Source organism: Sphingorhabdus pulchriflava, from assembly GCF_003367235.1.
Classification (GTDB): domain Bacteria; phylum Pseudomonadota; class Alphaproteobacteria; order Sphingomonadales; family Sphingomonadaceae; genus Sphingorhabdus_B; species Sphingorhabdus_B pulchriflava.
This window is the reverse complement of record NZ_QRGP01000001.1, coordinates 1,281,427-1,295,082: the sequence shown is the minus strand read 5'-3', so window position 1 is coordinate 1,295,082 and position 13,656 is coordinate 1,281,427. Positions and strand designations below refer to the sequence as shown.

Genomic DNA, 13,656 nt, shown 5'->3' with positions numbered 1-13,656 from the left:
TGGTACGCCCCCTCGTCAATTGCTCCGGAAATAGTCGCAGCTGTTGGGATCACCGCTCTGCAAACCCTGTTTCAAAGCTGCCATACGCTGTTCGCTGGTCCCATGCGTGAACATGCTCTCGACCGGCGCACGTCCCGCATCGCGCATCAGCTTGTCGTCGCCAATGGCATGGGCGGCGCGCATGCCTTCTTCGATGTCGCCCGGCTCTATGCGGGCGGCATTTTTGGCGGCCCAAACACCAGCATAGCAATCTGCCTGCAATTCCATCCGCACTTGGAGCGCGTTGCCTTCGGCCTGACTGGCGCGAGCCTGTGCACGGCGGACCTGATCGGCGACGCCCGTCAAATTCTGGATATGATGGCCGACTTCATGCGCGATAACATAGGCATAAGCGAAATCGCCGCCGCCGCTCATCTGTTGCATTTGCTGGAAGAAGGTCGTGTCGAGATAGACCCCTTGGTCGGCTGGGCAATAGAATGGCCCCATTGCCGATTGTGCCGACCCGCAGCCGGACTGTGTGCCTTGCTGATAGAAATTCAGGGTGGTTGGCTGGTAGCGCTGGCCAGCTTGCGCAAACAGGGCGCCCCATGTGTCCTCAGTCGATTTGAGAACACGGCAGGCAAAGAGCTCTTCCTGCGTGTCGCAGGCCTGGTTGCCGCCGGCACCCTGCTGTGCCGTTTCGGTAGGTGCCATTCCGGTACCGCCGAGATTGAGCATGCCGCTCGAAAACAGGAAATAGCCCACGACTGCCAAAATCAGTAATGTGCCGCAGCCCATTTTTCGGCCGAACAATAGAGGAAGCAGCCCGAATATCAGCGAGCCCATGCCGCCTCCGCCGCCCCCCATGCTGAAACCTCCGCCACCGGTACCGTGGTCTCGGGTGTTGCTGCTTGGATCAAGATCGTCGAGGCGCATGGCGATTCTCCCTGGTCGCGGTCAATCAAGCATTGCGGTTTTGCCACAAAAGCGCAAGGAAGAAGGCGGATTTACAAACAGTACCGCAAAGGACTTCTCCCATGTTTCTCAAAGGCAAAACCGCTCTGATTACCGGCTCCACATCGGGCATAGGTCTGGGCTATGCGCGGGCGCTGGCCGCCGAAGGCGCCAACGTGATGATCAACGGCTTTGGCGGTGCGGCCGAGATCCAGGGGCATGTCGAAGAGCTGATCCGCACTAGCAATGCAGGCGCGCTTTATTCGCCAGCGGATATGACCAAGCCGGAGGAAATTCGTGCGATGGTCGCCGATTGCACCGCCAAATTGGGCACACCTGACATATTGATCAACAACGCCGGCATACAGCATGTCTCGCCAGTCGATACATTCCCTGAGGATAAATGGGATGCAATCATCGCAATCATCCTGTCGTCTGCCTTTCACACGACCAAGGCAGTTGTGCCCGCGATGAAGGAAAAGGGTTGGGGCCGCATCATCAACACCGGTTCGATGCACAGCCTCGTCGCATCGCCGTTCAAGAGCGCGTACAATGCCGCAAAGCACGGCATTGCTGGTTTAACCAAAACCATTGCGTTGGAAGTCGCCCGTGATGGCATCACCGTCAACAATATCTGTCCGGGCTATGTCTGGACATCGCTGGTCGAAAACCAGATTCCCGATACTATGAAAGCGCGAGGGTTAACCCGCGATCAGGTAATCAACGACGTGCTACTCGCCGCACAGCCGCAGAAGCAATTTGTGCAGGTGGAGCAATTGGCTTCGTTGGCAGTTTATCTGTGTAGTGATGCGGCAGGAGCCATCACCGGCGCCAATCTCTCAATGGATGGGGGCTGGACGGCTCAATAGTCGAATGCAACTCATCTTCGAAAAATTCGAACTTTGTCACTTGGGCAATCGATTTAGTCGATAACAGTGCAAGGAAAAAGTCGATGGCATTGTCATGGGGTTGAGATAGTCTCACCCCATAGTGCTGTCTGACGCACCAAGATCCGAACTCATAATCAGGATAGGAAAAGCTATGAACGACCAAACTCCCATCAACGCTGGCGGCGGTTGCCCGGTCCACAAAGATGCGGCCCGCTCGCTGCTGGGCCGCACCAACAAGGATTGGTGGCCTGAAGCTCTTCCCGTAGACATCCTGCATCAGGGTGGCGTTTCGCCCGACCCGATGGGTCCCGACTTTGATTATGTCAAAGCGTTCAAATCGATCGACTATCAGGCACTGAAGGCTGACCTGACGGCGCTGATGACGGACAGCAAGCCTTGGTGGCCTGCTGACTATGGCCATTATGGTCCTTTCTTCATTCGCATGGCCTGGCACGCTGCCGGCACCTACCGCACCGCAGATGGTCGTGGCGGCGCCAATAGCGGTCAACAGCGTTTTGCTCCGCTTAACTCATGGCCCGATAACGGCAACCTGGACAAGGCACGCCGTCTTTTGTGGCCGATCAAGCAGAAATATGGCCAGCAGATCAGCTGGGCCGACTTGTTCATTCTCGCAGGCAATGTCGCCATCGAGTCGATGGGCGGACCGGTCTTTGGTTTCGGCGGCGGTCGTGCCGACGTGTATGAGCCTGAGAAAGACATTTATTGGGGCGAAGAAGACCTTTGGGTCGACCAAGGTGCCGAAACCCGCATCCAGCCGGAAAAGCAACTCGATCTCGAAAACCCGCTGGCTGCGATTCAGATGGGTCTGATCTACGTCAATCCGGAAGGCCCGGGCGGCAACCCTGACCCGCTTCTGTCGGCACGCGACATGCGGATTACCTTTGCCCGCATGGCGATGAACGACGAAGAAACCGTTGCACTGACTGCGGGCGGCCACGCTTTTGGTAAAGCGCATGGCGCTATTCCCGCTGACCAGTTGAGCGGAAGCCCCGAGTCGGAAGCTTTGGAAAAGATGGGATTTGGCTGGGCGACGGATCCGGAGCAAATTGCATCGGGTAAGATTACGACGTCCGGCATCGAAGGCGCATGGTCGAACAACCCCACCCAATGGGGTGGTGACTATTTCCGCCTGCTGTTTAAATATGACTATAAGCTGGTCCATAGCCCGGCTGGCGCGCAGCAGTGGACGCCGATCAATCCCGACCCAGAGGATATGGCGCCAGATGCGCGTGATCCGTCGAAGCGGGTTCCGACGATGATGACCACAGCCGACATGGCGCTGAAGATGGATCCGGAATATCGCAAGATTTCAGAACGTTTCCGTGATGATCAGGCGGCACTTGACGATGCTTTTGCACGTGCGTGGTTCAAGCTGTGCCACCGCGACATGGGCCCGAAGGCCCGCTATCACGGTCCGGAAGTGCCGAAGGAAGACCTGATTTGGCAGGATCCTGTTCCTGCAGGCACGATGCCTTCGGATGCAGACGTTGCCGCGTTCAAGTCCAAGATCCTTGCCAGCGGTGTCGCTGCCAGCGATCTTATCAAAGCAGCTTGGGCTTCGGCATCAACTTATCGCAAGAGCGACCACCGTGGCGGTGCAAATGGCGCCCGCGTCCGCTTGGCGCCGCAAAACGGCTGGGCTGTGAACGAGCCGGAACAGCTGGCGGCGACGCTTGCAAAGATCGATGAGTTGCGTGGCTCTTTGTCAATGGCGGACGCAATCGTTCTGGCAGGCAGCGCTGCAGTCGAAAAGGCTGCCAAGGATGCTGGTTATGACGTAGCTGTACCTTTCACCGGTGGCCGTGGTGACGCCACTGCGGAATGGACCGATGTAGAGAGCTTCGATGTTCTCGAACCGCGCGCCGATGGCTTCCGCAACTATCTATCGAACAAATTCTCGGTGAAGACCGAAGAATTGCTGATCGATCGCGCGTCATTGCTCGGTCTCTCAGCTCCGGAATTGACAGCGCTTGTTGGTGGTCTGCGCGTGCTCGGTGCCAATCATGGCGGTCGTTCGCATGGCGTGTTCACCGACCGCGTCGGTCAGTTGACCAACGACTTCTTCGTCAACCTTCTGGATATGGAAACATTCTGGGAAGCTGTAGATGGCAGCGGCGAAGAAGAATTTGTCGGTTATACTCGTGGTGGCCGGACTGAACGCTGGCGCGCAACACGGGCCGACCTTGTATTCGGGTCCAATTCGCAGTTGCGCGCAGTCGCTGAGGTCTATGCCGAAAAGGGTAACGAGCAGAAGTTCGTCGCCGACTTTGTCAAGGCATGGGTCAAGGTCATGAATGCCGACAGGTTCGATCTCGCCTGATCACTAGATGAGAAAATGGGGGCTGCCGTGCTTGATGTGTGGCAGCCCCTTTATTGTTCTCGACACCCGCAGGTGCTGAAGAACTTATGTGTCACTCTACAGGCTGGTTCGTCCTGATCGGTGCGCCTGCAACCTGATCGGCATAATTTTGCCCGACAGTCGATGAACTGTTGAGGGCTCCCTCGGGTAAATTACTCTGCGGCGATTCAGTCTGATTTGAATTGGCGCTGGCACCCAAGGGGACCGCGTCATTCATGGGCTGTCCAAAGGTTTCAAATTCGTCGGGGCCTTCCGCCCCTTCGTCTTGCGACGCATATTCGTCGCTTGCCTCTTCAGGCGTCTCCGCCGGAGCCTGAGCCGCTTGAGTTTGCGGCGCTACCACGGGCGCTTCCGGAGCAACCGGTTTATTGGTTTCAAAACTGGTTCCTGACGGGACGATCAGCGCAGCAAATGCTGCGACGCAAAGAACGGCGACTATGCTTTTCTGGATATTGTCCACAACAACCTCAAATTCACAAAACGCAGCCGGATTTCTATAGCTTTATCGTTAAGAAACGATTGATTGGTGGCGGAACGAAAAAAAAGCCGCCGGTCTGTTCACCGGCGGCTTTAGGTGGTTTTTCCTCCCCAGGAAAACTTGTTCAACCCAGTTTGGCGGCGCTCCCCAAGCGGTGGTAGAGGCGGGCGAATTTCTTCGATTCTTCGCCATCTTTCACAGTGGGCAGATATTGCGCGAGCGCCTTGCGGATCAGCTTGAAGTCCTCGGTTGAAAGGACTGCGCGGGAACGTGCTGGTTCACTCATAGCTAACTCCTTTTCGACAATTAAATCAGGCCGCGTTGGCGAACTGGTTCATAGTGTTGTCCTTGCCACCCGCTTTCAGGGCTGCTTCACCGGCGAAATATTCCTTATGATCATCGCCAATGTCGGAACCGGACATGTTCTGGTGCTTGACGCAGGCGATGCCCTGGCGGATTTCCTTGCGCTGGACGCCTGCGACATAACCAAGCATGCCCATTTCGCCGAAATAATCCTTGGCAAGGTTGTCGGTGCTGAGCGCTGCGGTGTGATAGGTCGGCAGGGTGATCAGGTGGTGGAAGATGCCCGCCCGCTTTGCAGCATCGCGCTGGAAAGTCTGGATGCGGCGGTCGGCTTCGATACCCAGATCGGTTTCGTCATAGGATGCGCTCATTAGGTTCGCACGGTCATAGGTCGACACGTCCTTGCCTTCGGCGGTCCATGCATCGAACACCTGCTGGCGGAAATTGAGCGTCCAGTTGAAGCTGGGCGAGTTGTTGTAAGCGAGTTTCGCATTGGGAACGACTTCGCGGATGCGGTCGACCATGCCGGCAATCTGCTCGATATGCGGCTTTTCAGTTTCGATCCAGATCAGGTCGGCGCCGTTTTGAAGCGAGGTGATGCAATCGAGCACGCAACGGTCTTCGCCGGTTCCTGAACGGAACTGGAAGAGGTTTGAAGGCAGGCGCTTCGGCTTCAGCAGTTTGCCGTTGCGGTTGAGGATGACATCGCCATTCTGCGCGGTTGCCGGGTCGATTTCTTCGCAATCGAGGAAGCTGTTATACAGATCGCCCAGATCGCCGGGTTCCTTGGACACCGCAATCTGCTTGGTCAGGCCAGCGCCGAGCGAGTCGGTGCGGGCAACGATGATGCCATCGGGAACACCGAGTTCGAGGAAGGCATAGCGGCAGGCGCGGATCTTCTGCAGGAAATCCTCATGTGGCACGGTGACCTTGCCATCCTGGTGGCCGCATTGCTTTTCGTCCGAAACCTGGTTTTCGATCTGCAGGGCGCAGGCACCGGCTTCGATCATCTTCTTAGCAAGGAGATAGGTTGCCTCGGCATTGCCGAAACCTGCGTCAATGTCGGCAATGATCGGAACGACGTGGGTTTCGTAATTCTCGATCTTGTTCAGCAGCTCGGCTTCTGCCGCTGCATTTCCCGTTTCGCGGGCCTTGTCGAGGTCGCGGAAGAGCAGGTTGAGTTCGCGGCTATCGGCCTGACGCAGGAAGGTGTAGAGTTCTTCGATCAGCGCGGGAACGCTGGTCTTTTCGTGCATCGACTGGTCGGGCAGGGGGCCGAATTCGCTGCGCAGGGCGGCGATCATCCAGCCGGAGAGATAGAGGTAACGCTTCTTGGTGGTACCGAAATGCTTCTTGACCGAAATCATCTTCTGCTGCGCGATGAAGCCGTGCCAGCAGCCCAATGACTGGGTGTAATTGGCAGGGTCGGCGTCGTAAGCAGCCATGTCTTCGCGCATGATTTTCGCGGTGTAGCGGGCGATGTCGAGACCGGTCTGGAAACGGTTTTGCAGGCGCATGCGGGCGACGGATTCGGGGCTGATCGAATCCCATGTTCCGTTCTGCGAACCGATGAGTTGGCCTGCTGCCTTGATTTCTTCCTGATAGGTCATTGTGACAAATCCTTGTTTGGGAGGTCTGATATGGGAACAACTTACCTATGTTTGCGCACCTTCCGTGAGTCTGATTTGTCAAAAATGTTGTGTGTGCGTTGCACAAATGACCATTAATCTTGTCAAAAAGTAATATTTATGACAAAGCGACGACATGGCAGAGCAGAAACTTTTCGCCGGCGCCGCCGTCCGCCGCATCCGCCGGTCTAACGGGCTGACGCAAACCGCGATGGCGGAGGCGCTGGCGGTATCGCCCAGCTACCTCAACCTGATCGAGCGCAACCAGCGACCGTTGACCGCCGCGATCCTGCTGCGGCTTGCCGAGCGTTTCGATTTCGACGCACGCAGCCTGACCGGCGCAACCCCCGGCGGCGGGGTAGAGGCGCTGCGCCGCCGCCTGGCCGACCCGCTGTTCGCCGATCTCAACCTCGACAAGCTGCAACTCGAAGACTGGATCGCCGCCGCCCCCGACGCCGCCGAAGCCTTTGCCCGCGCTTTTGACCGGCTGTCGGGCGCTGGCCAGCGCCAAGAGGCCGACGCCATCGCTGCCGTCCGCGCCGAAATCGAGCGTTGGCGGAACCATTTCGCCGATCTCGACGCGCAGGCAGAGGCGCTGGCGGACGAGCTGCGCCTTGCCAATGCCGACCTTTATGGTGCCATCGCAGAACGCCTCCGCGTCAAGCACCAGCTTTCCATCCGCATCCTGCCCGTTGATGTACTGCCCGACAGGCTCAAGCGGCTCGATCTGCACGCGCGCCAGCTCCAGCTATCCGAACTGCTCGATCCCGCCAGCCGCACCTTTGCCGCCGCGAGCGAGCTCGCCAATCTGGAGGCGCGGGCGGAGATTGACGGCCTTGTCAAAGGCGCAGACTTTGCCGAGCGCGCGAGCGAGCGTTTCTATCGCCGCCATCTGACCAGCTATTTCGCCGCAGCGCTGATGATGCCCTATGCCCGTTTCCTGCGCGCGTGCGAGGGCACGGGTTATGATATCGAGCTGTTGCAGCGGCGTTTCGGCGCCGGCTTTGAACAGGTCGCGCACCGGCTGACCACGTTGCAACGCGTCGGCGCGCGCGGCCTGCCATTTTTCATGCTGCGCATCGACCGCGCCGGGCAGAGCAGCAAACGCTATGCCGGGGCCAGCGCCTCTCCGCTGGTGGAAAGCGACGCGCGCTGCCCGCTCTGGCGGCTGCACACCGCGTTCGATCGGCCCGGCCATCTGGTGAAGGATATGGTCGAGCTGGAAGACTCCACCCGCTGGTTCACCATTGCGCGTACCGTGCAACCACAGGCGGGCAGGGAAGGCGGCATCCGCGCCGAATTCGCCGTCGGCCTGGGGATCGACGCGCAACTCGCCGCCCCACTCGCCGCCGCACGCGGCATAGACCTGAGCGCGGGGGAGGCGACCCCTATCGGCCTAGGCTGCCGCGCCTGCACCCGCCCCGATTGCCCCCAACGCAGCGCCCCACCCGCAGGCCGGGTGCTGGTGTTCAACGAGCGCGAACGGGGGTTGACGCCCTTTGTTTGGGCGGGGGAGTAAGTTCGCTCAATTCACTCCCGTTGGGAGAGGATAGGAAGGCTTCACCCCAGGCAAAAACTGCCCGGGCAATGGAGGAGGATTGATTGGGGCGGGGGGTAACGGCAGAGGGGGCGAAGCAACATGGTGCGGCGCTTTCTTCTCTTCTACCGGCTATACGTACGACAACTTGTGCAGTCTCAGCACCGGCGGATAACTGGCTTCAATCCTTATCCACCAGCCGTCCAAGCACCGCAACGAGTGTCAGGCTGGCTACCCACCCGAAGAGAATTTCAAACCACATCGCCCAGCGCAGGATGACGCCGAACAGCAGGTCTGTTCCGGGAGGGTCTTCTACAATCGGCGCCCAATCGCTATCCTGTTGCAAGTCGACGAGTGGCAGAACGAGGTCCAGTGAATAAACAAAGGGCTGAAACGTCGAATATTCGGCAGGCACTTCGCTACATTCCGTCCATTTTTGCAGGCCCGGTTGCCCGGCATGGCCGCACGCCTTGTCGATCGCCGGGGCGAGTGTTGGGCTGTTAAGCAACGGCGTGCTAGGGCCAATATAGTTGTAGTGCGCTCCCGCCAAAAACAACAAGCTGCATAATAGCCAAACCCCGCCCATCCATGCCAAAGTCCATAACGGTCGGTGCCCGTATCCGGCGAACCATCCATAGGCCCAATGCAGCCCCCGGCGCCATCTGCCGGTGATCTGGCCCGGTGCCTTCCGCATTAACTCCTGCTTTGCAATGGCAATCCGTGCCGCATGATCCGCATGGCCCGCGTCACGTAGAACTTTTATTAACTGTTCCCAAGGTTGTGGTCTGAAGTCTCGAACGAGTTGGCTAGCCTTTTGTCGTTTGAGCCATCTTATTCTCATTTCAGCGTTGGTTTGACCGATAATCCTGTCGTAATGAAAACCATCAAGATGATGACCACCACTTTCCCAACATTCTTCATCGTCTACCAATGTCCCGATTTTTGCAGCAGTAAGATCAACGCTGCCATTTATCGTCGCATCTCGTAAGAAAAGAGTGCCTTTTACTTTGAGAGCTTGAGCGTTTAAGGCAATACCTTCGGTATGAGTGAAGCTGCCATTGCCGCACGACAAATCAGTGCCAACCGTCGCTCCAATCAAACGTACTTCTCCGGTTGCGGCAAATCCATCACGCAAAAATACACTGCCCGTCACCGCGATACCGTCAGCCATGAGTCCTGGAAGACTGCTGCCACCAAGGAACAGTTCCGGGAGGTTCGCCTTCATCAAATTAGGAGTGCTGTCAAAATGGCAGTTTGCAAGGGCAAGGCGCAAAGATGTTGTGATCAAATGCAAACTCAGTTCGCCTGCGATCCAAGCCCCTCCAAGCATTACGCCTTCTTCATGAACGGGGTTGTTCGCATCGCCGCCCAATACGAGAAAACGGATTAACTCCGCACGGATACGGTTGGCTGCTGTTTCCGAATTGGGCCGCGTGCCATCTCCGAAAATGCAGCCTTCACCCTTAGCGGAACATGCGATGAGTTTCTTTTCTGCAGCGCTTAAACTTGGAAAATCGGTTGCCGACCGCCCAAAAGCTTGTTTCGCTGCGATCAGCTTCTTCGACGGAGATGATGATACCCCGGTTGATTTGGTCATACCACATCGTAGCGAGGGCGGGAAACGGGGCAAAGAACAAATTGCGTGATACTTCGATCTATAAATCTATGCCGAGATAGTTGAGCGGGCGGGGCTTTCCAAATCCTCCCCATCGACTTGCGATGGGGAGGGGGACCGCGACAACGGCGTGGTGGAGGGGACTGCAACGTCGAAGGCCCCTCCGTCATCCGACGCTATCGAATCGGCTGCCACCTCCCCATCGCAAGTCGATGGGGAGGAACGGTTACCCGACGAACTCCTTGTCTTCGACTATATCTATGGCGTGCTGCATTCGCCCGATTACCGGCGCACCTATGCGCAGTTCCTGAAAATCGATTTCCCGCGCATCCCCTATTCGGCATCGCCAGAGGTCTTTGCCCATGTCGCCGAAAAGGGCGGCCAGCTGCGCCGCCTGCACCTGATGGAGGATGCCGCCATTGGCGCGACGCCTTATCCATTCAAAGGGGATGGCGACAATGTGGTGGTGAAGCCTGCGCTATCAGACGATGGCCGCGTGATCATCAACCCCGACCAATGGTTCGAGGGCGTGCCGCAGATCGCATGGGAATTCCACATCGGCGGCTATCAGCCCGCACAGAAATGGCTTAAAGACCGGAAGGGAAGGGCGCTGTCTTTCGACGATGTGCTGCACTATCAAAAGATCATCAAAATCCTGTGCGAAACCGACCGGATCATGAAAGAGATCGAGCTTCCGCTCTGATTTTGAAGCGGTCGGTAAACCAGACTCAACTTTTGCCTAAATAACATTTCCAACTATCTCGAAACATCGCTTGACTCCCTTCTCTGATTCGATATTTCAACGAATATCGAAATAAAGGAGTCGCCATGGACGCCGACATCGTTATCAAGGCCCTCGGTGCGCTGGCGCAGGAGCATCGGTTGGCGGCATTTCGCTTGCTGGTGCAGGCGGGGGCTCCCGGGCTTCCTGCTGGCGTGCTGGCGGAGCGACTGGCGGTTCCCAACAGCTCGCTGTCCTTTCACCTCGCACAGCTGAGCCATGCCGGGCTGATCCGGCAGGAGCGGCAGGGGCGGTCGCTGATTTACTCGGCCGATTATGCCGCGATGAACGGGCTGATCGGGTATCTCATGGAAAATTGCTGTGCGGGTGCGGTTTGCGGTTCGGATGCGGAATCCGGCTGCGCGCCTGCCATAACTGACGAAAGGAAAAGTGCATGAAACGCTTTCACGTGCATGTCGGGGTCGAAAAGCTCGACGCCTCTATCGCATTTTATTCGGGCCTGTTCGGGCAGGAGCCTTCGGTGGTGAAGCCCGATTATGCTAAATGGATGCTCGATGACCCGCGCGTCAATTTCGCCATCTCGCAGAAATGCGGCGCGGTGAAGGGTGTCGAGCATCTGGGCATTCAGGTCGAGGATCAGGGCGAACTCGCCGAAGTCTATGGCCGCCTGAAAGCCGCCGACCGCCCGGTGCTCGAGGAAGGCGCGACCACCTGCTGCTATGCGCAATCGGAAAAAAGCTGGATCGCCGACCCCGATGGCGTGGTGTGGGAAGCATTCCTGACCAACGGCGAATCCACCGTCTATGGCGGCAACCCCGAATTGCAGCAGCTTGCCTCGGCCAACGCCGCCGCCAATGCCTGTTGCGCGCCGGCGCAAGCGGCGCCAGCGCCTGCAACAACCGGTTGCTGCGGCTGAGTTAGCCCATGCCCGACATACGCAACGTACTGGTGCTTTGCACCGGCAACAGCGCCCGTTCGATCCTTGGAGAGGCCTTGTTCAACCTGCACGGGGCGGGGCGGGTGCGCGCCTTTAGCGCGGGAAGCAAGCCCAAGGGCGTGCCGCATCCCGGAGCGCTCCGTCTGCTCGCGCGGCGGGGAATCGATACCGCCAGCTTCCGCTCGAAAAGTTGGGACGAGTTTTCGGGGCCGGATGCTCCGCCCATCGACCTTGCCATCACCGTGTGCGGCAACGCAGCGGGAGAGGAATGCCCGGTCTTTTTGGGAAGCCCGTTAAAGGCGCATTGGGGCCTGCCCGATCCGGCCGATGTGGCGGGTAGCGAGGCCGAGGTCGATGCTGCCTTTGAGGAAACCTGGCGCTTGCTCGAAATGCGGGTGAAGGCGTTCATGGCACTCGATTTTGCAGCAATGGATAAGACAGCAGCGCAGAAGGCGCTAGCAGACATCGGCAATATGGAGGGTGCAGCATGAGGCAGAGGCTTTGGGGGGAGGCTCTGGGGAGTTTTTTCCTTTTCGCGACAGTGGTCGGTTCCGGAATCATGGCGGAGCGGCTTGCGGGCGGGAATGTTGCAGTAGCGCTGCTTGGCAACACGATTGCGACCGGTGCGATCCTCTATGTGCTGATCACCATGCTTGGCCCGGTCTCGGGTGCGCATTTCAACCCAGCGGTTAGTCTGGTGATGCGGCTGCGCGGCGATTGCTGCTGGAAGGGGCTTGCCGCGACGGTGGTGGTGCAGATCGGGGCAGGGGTTCTCGGCGTGTGGGCGGCACATGCGATGTTCGATATGCCGATTTGGCAGCTATCGCAGCATAGCCGGACGGGTGTCGGGCAGTGGCTGGGCGAATTTATCGCGACCTTTGGCTTGATTACGACCATCATCGGCACCGCGAAGCATCGGCCCGATGCGGTGCCGGTGAGCGTCGCGCTCTATATCACCGCCGCTTACTGGTTCACCTCTTCGACCAGCTTCGCCAACCCCGCGATCACAATCGCGCGTAGCCTGAGTGACAGTTTTGCCGGCATTGCGCCGGTCGACGTGCCGGGCTTTATTGCGGCGCAACTGGCCGGGGCTCTGGCGGCGCATTTTATGGGCAAGCGGTTGTTTCCGGCGACCTAGCTGCTAAACTTCTTCACATCCTGGCTATGGCCGCGCGGCATGATCAATACTTCATTGCCATGCGCCACAACGATCAGGTCGTGCGCGCCGATCAGGTTGATGCGCAGGCCATCGCTGCGGACCAGATTGCCCGCGCTGTCCAGCAGACGGGTGTCGCCTTGAATGCTGTTGCCGTCTGCGTCCTTTGCGCTGATCTCATACAGGCTGTCCCAGCTGCCAACGTCTGACCAGCCCATGCTGACCGGGGCGACGGCAACGCGGTCTGCCTTTTCCATGACGGCATAGTCGATGCTGTCGGCGGGGGAGGCGGCGAAAGCGGCTTCCTGCGGGCGGATTATGGCACCTGTCCGGTCGGCCCCGGCCATCGCCGCTTGCGCTGCGTGCAGCATGTCGGGCGCGAGGCTCGCCAGCCAGCCAAGATAGATGTCGGCTCGGAACAGGAAGATGCCGCCATTCCAGGCATGGTTTCCCGCATCGATCATCGCCTGTGCGGTGGCGGCGTCCGGCTTTTCGACGAAGCGTTCGACGCGCGCTACCGCCGCGGTCAACTCCTCCCCGATACGGATATAGCCATAGCCGGTTTCGGGCGCGGTGGGGGTGATACCGAAGGTGACGAGCCAGCCATCCTCGACCAGCGGCAGCGCGGCCATGATCGCGGCATGAAAGGCAGGTACGTCTGCAATCAGGTGATCGCTCGGCATCACCAGCAACGGGGCCTTGGCGTCATCTACGGCCAGGGCGGCGAGGGCGATGGCGGGCGCGGTGTTACGCGCGCAGGGTTCAAGGATGGTGAGGGCGTCTGGCACGCCTGCTTCGCGGGCCTGTGTTTCGATCAACGCAGCATGCGCGGCGTTGCCGACGAACAGCGGGGCTGCGAAGAAATCCCGGTCCATCACCCGCGCCAGTGTCATCTGAAACATCGTTGCATCGCCAGCAAGCTTCAGGAACTGCTTGGGGCATTCAGGGGTCGACATCGGCCAAAGCCGCGTGCCGCCGCCGCCAGAAAGGATGACCGGGGTGATTTTCATACCGCATGTCCTATTGAAAGCAGACCGCGCCTGCAATCACCCATTGT

At 58.6% G+C, this 13,656-nt stretch carries 14 protein-coding genes; 8 read left to right on the top strand and 6 right to left on the bottom strand.

Translation table 11 applies throughout. The features are described 5' to 3' along the window. Window positions 1–15: 15 nt before the first annotated feature. Window positions 16–915, bottom strand: a complete 900-nt coding sequence (gene ypfJ, locus DXH95_RS06470; RefSeq protein ID WP_115548571.1) for a KPN_02809 family neutral zinc metallopeptidase — start codon at window positions 913–915, stop codon at window positions 16–18. A 101-nt stretch (window positions 916–1,016) separates the two neighbouring features. Here ypfJ and DXH95_RS06465 point away from each other — a divergent pair, with 101 nt between their 5' ends. Both DXH95_RS06465 and katG read left to right on the top strand, forming a co-directional pair. Continuing rightward, window positions 1,017–1,802 carry a 3-hydroxybutyrate dehydrogenase gene (locus tag DXH95_RS06465; RefSeq protein WP_115548570.1) on the top strand — a complete coding sequence of 262 codons (786 nt, stop codon included), beginning with the start codon at window positions 1,017–1,019 and terminating at the stop codon, window positions 1,800–1,802. A 172-nt stretch (window positions 1,803–1,974) separates the two neighbouring features. Next, on the top strand, window positions 1,975–4,164 hold the full coding sequence (katG, locus tag DXH95_RS06460; protein WP_115548569.1) for a catalase/peroxidase HPI: 2,190 nt from the start codon (window positions 1,975–1,977) through the stop codon (window positions 4,162–4,164). Window positions 4,165–4,255: 91 nt separating this feature from the next. On the opposite strand, the gene DXH95_RS06455 is transcribed toward katG, so the two are convergent. From DXH95_RS06455 to DXH95_RS06450, 3 genes are all read right to left on the bottom strand, one after another. Beyond that, entirely contained in the window at window positions 4,256–4,663 is a 408-nt protein-coding gene (locus tag DXH95_RS06455) for a hypothetical protein (RefSeq protein WP_115548568.1), read from the bottom strand. A gap of 142 nt (window positions 4,664–4,805) precedes the next feature. Further along, on the bottom strand, window positions 4,806–4,967 hold the full coding sequence (locus tag DXH95_RS16080) for a hypothetical protein (RefSeq protein ID WP_181883586.1): 162 nt from the start codon (window positions 4,965–4,967) through the stop codon (window positions 4,806–4,808). A gap of 25 nt (window positions 4,968–4,992) precedes the next feature. After that, window positions 4,993–6,594 (bottom strand): isocitrate lyase, encoded by a 1,602-nt coding sequence (locus tag DXH95_RS06450; protein ID WP_115548567.1) that lies wholly within the window; start codon window positions 6,592–6,594, stop codon window positions 4,993–4,995. Window positions 6,595–6,748: 154 nt separating this feature from the next. On the opposite strand from DXH95_RS06450, the gene DXH95_RS06445 reads away from it, so the two are divergent. Further along, window positions 6,749–8,131: a helix-turn-helix domain-containing protein gene (locus DXH95_RS06445; RefSeq protein WP_115548566.1), complete on the top strand. Its 1,383-nt coding sequence runs from the start codon at window positions 6,749–6,751 to the stop codon at window positions 8,129–8,131. A gap of 199 nt (window positions 8,132–8,330) precedes the next feature. Here DXH95_RS06445 and DXH95_RS06440 read toward each other — a convergent pair whose 3' ends face one another. After that, a complete protein-coding gene (locus DXH95_RS06440) occupies window positions 8,331–9,746 on the bottom strand; it encodes a hypothetical protein (protein ID WP_115548565.1) in 1,416 nt (471 codons plus the stop codon). A gap of 151 nt (window positions 9,747–9,897) precedes the next feature. Between DXH95_RS06440 and DXH95_RS06435 the strand changes: the two genes are divergently transcribed. From DXH95_RS06435 to DXH95_RS06415, 5 genes are all read left to right on the top strand, one after another. Beyond that, window positions 9,898–10,467, top strand: a complete 570-nt coding sequence (locus DXH95_RS06435) for a type ISP restriction/modification enzyme (protein WP_220272238.1) — start codon at window positions 9,898–9,900, stop codon at window positions 10,465–10,467. A gap of 125 nt (window positions 10,468–10,592) precedes the next feature. After that, window positions 10,593–10,943: an ArsR/SmtB family transcription factor gene (locus tag DXH95_RS06430; protein ID WP_115548564.1), complete on the top strand. Its 351-nt coding sequence runs from the start codon at window positions 10,593–10,595 to the stop codon at window positions 10,941–10,943. Further along, the gene (locus DXH95_RS06425; RefSeq protein WP_115548563.1) at window positions 10,940–11,422 is read left to right on the top strand and encodes an ArsI/CadI family heavy metal resistance metalloenzyme; all 483 of its coding nucleotides are present in this window, start codon (window positions 10,940–10,942) and stop codon (window positions 11,420–11,422) included. Before DXH95_RS06430 ends, DXH95_RS06425 begins: the two co-directional genes overlap by 4 nt. A gap of 8 nt (window positions 11,423–11,430) precedes the next feature. Next, a complete protein-coding gene (locus tag DXH95_RS06420; protein WP_115548562.1) occupies window positions 11,431–11,934 on the top strand; it encodes an arsenate reductase ArsC in 504 nt (167 codons plus the stop codon). Next, window positions 11,931–12,581: an aquaporin gene (locus tag DXH95_RS06415; protein WP_115548561.1), complete on the top strand. Its 651-nt coding sequence runs from the start codon at window positions 11,931–11,933 to the stop codon at window positions 12,579–12,581. Before DXH95_RS06420 ends, DXH95_RS06415 begins: the two co-directional genes overlap by 4 nt. On the opposite strand, the gene DXH95_RS06410 is transcribed toward DXH95_RS06415, so the two are convergent. After that, window positions 12,578–13,609: a mannose-1-phosphate guanylyltransferase/mannose-6-phosphate isomerase gene (locus tag DXH95_RS06410; protein ID WP_115548560.1), complete on the bottom strand. Its 1,032-nt coding sequence runs from the start codon at window positions 13,607–13,609 to the stop codon at window positions 12,578–12,580. The two genes, DXH95_RS06415 and DXH95_RS06410, sit on opposite strands and share 4 nt — an antisense overlap. Between the last annotated feature and the right edge of the window lie 47 nt (window positions 13,610–13,656).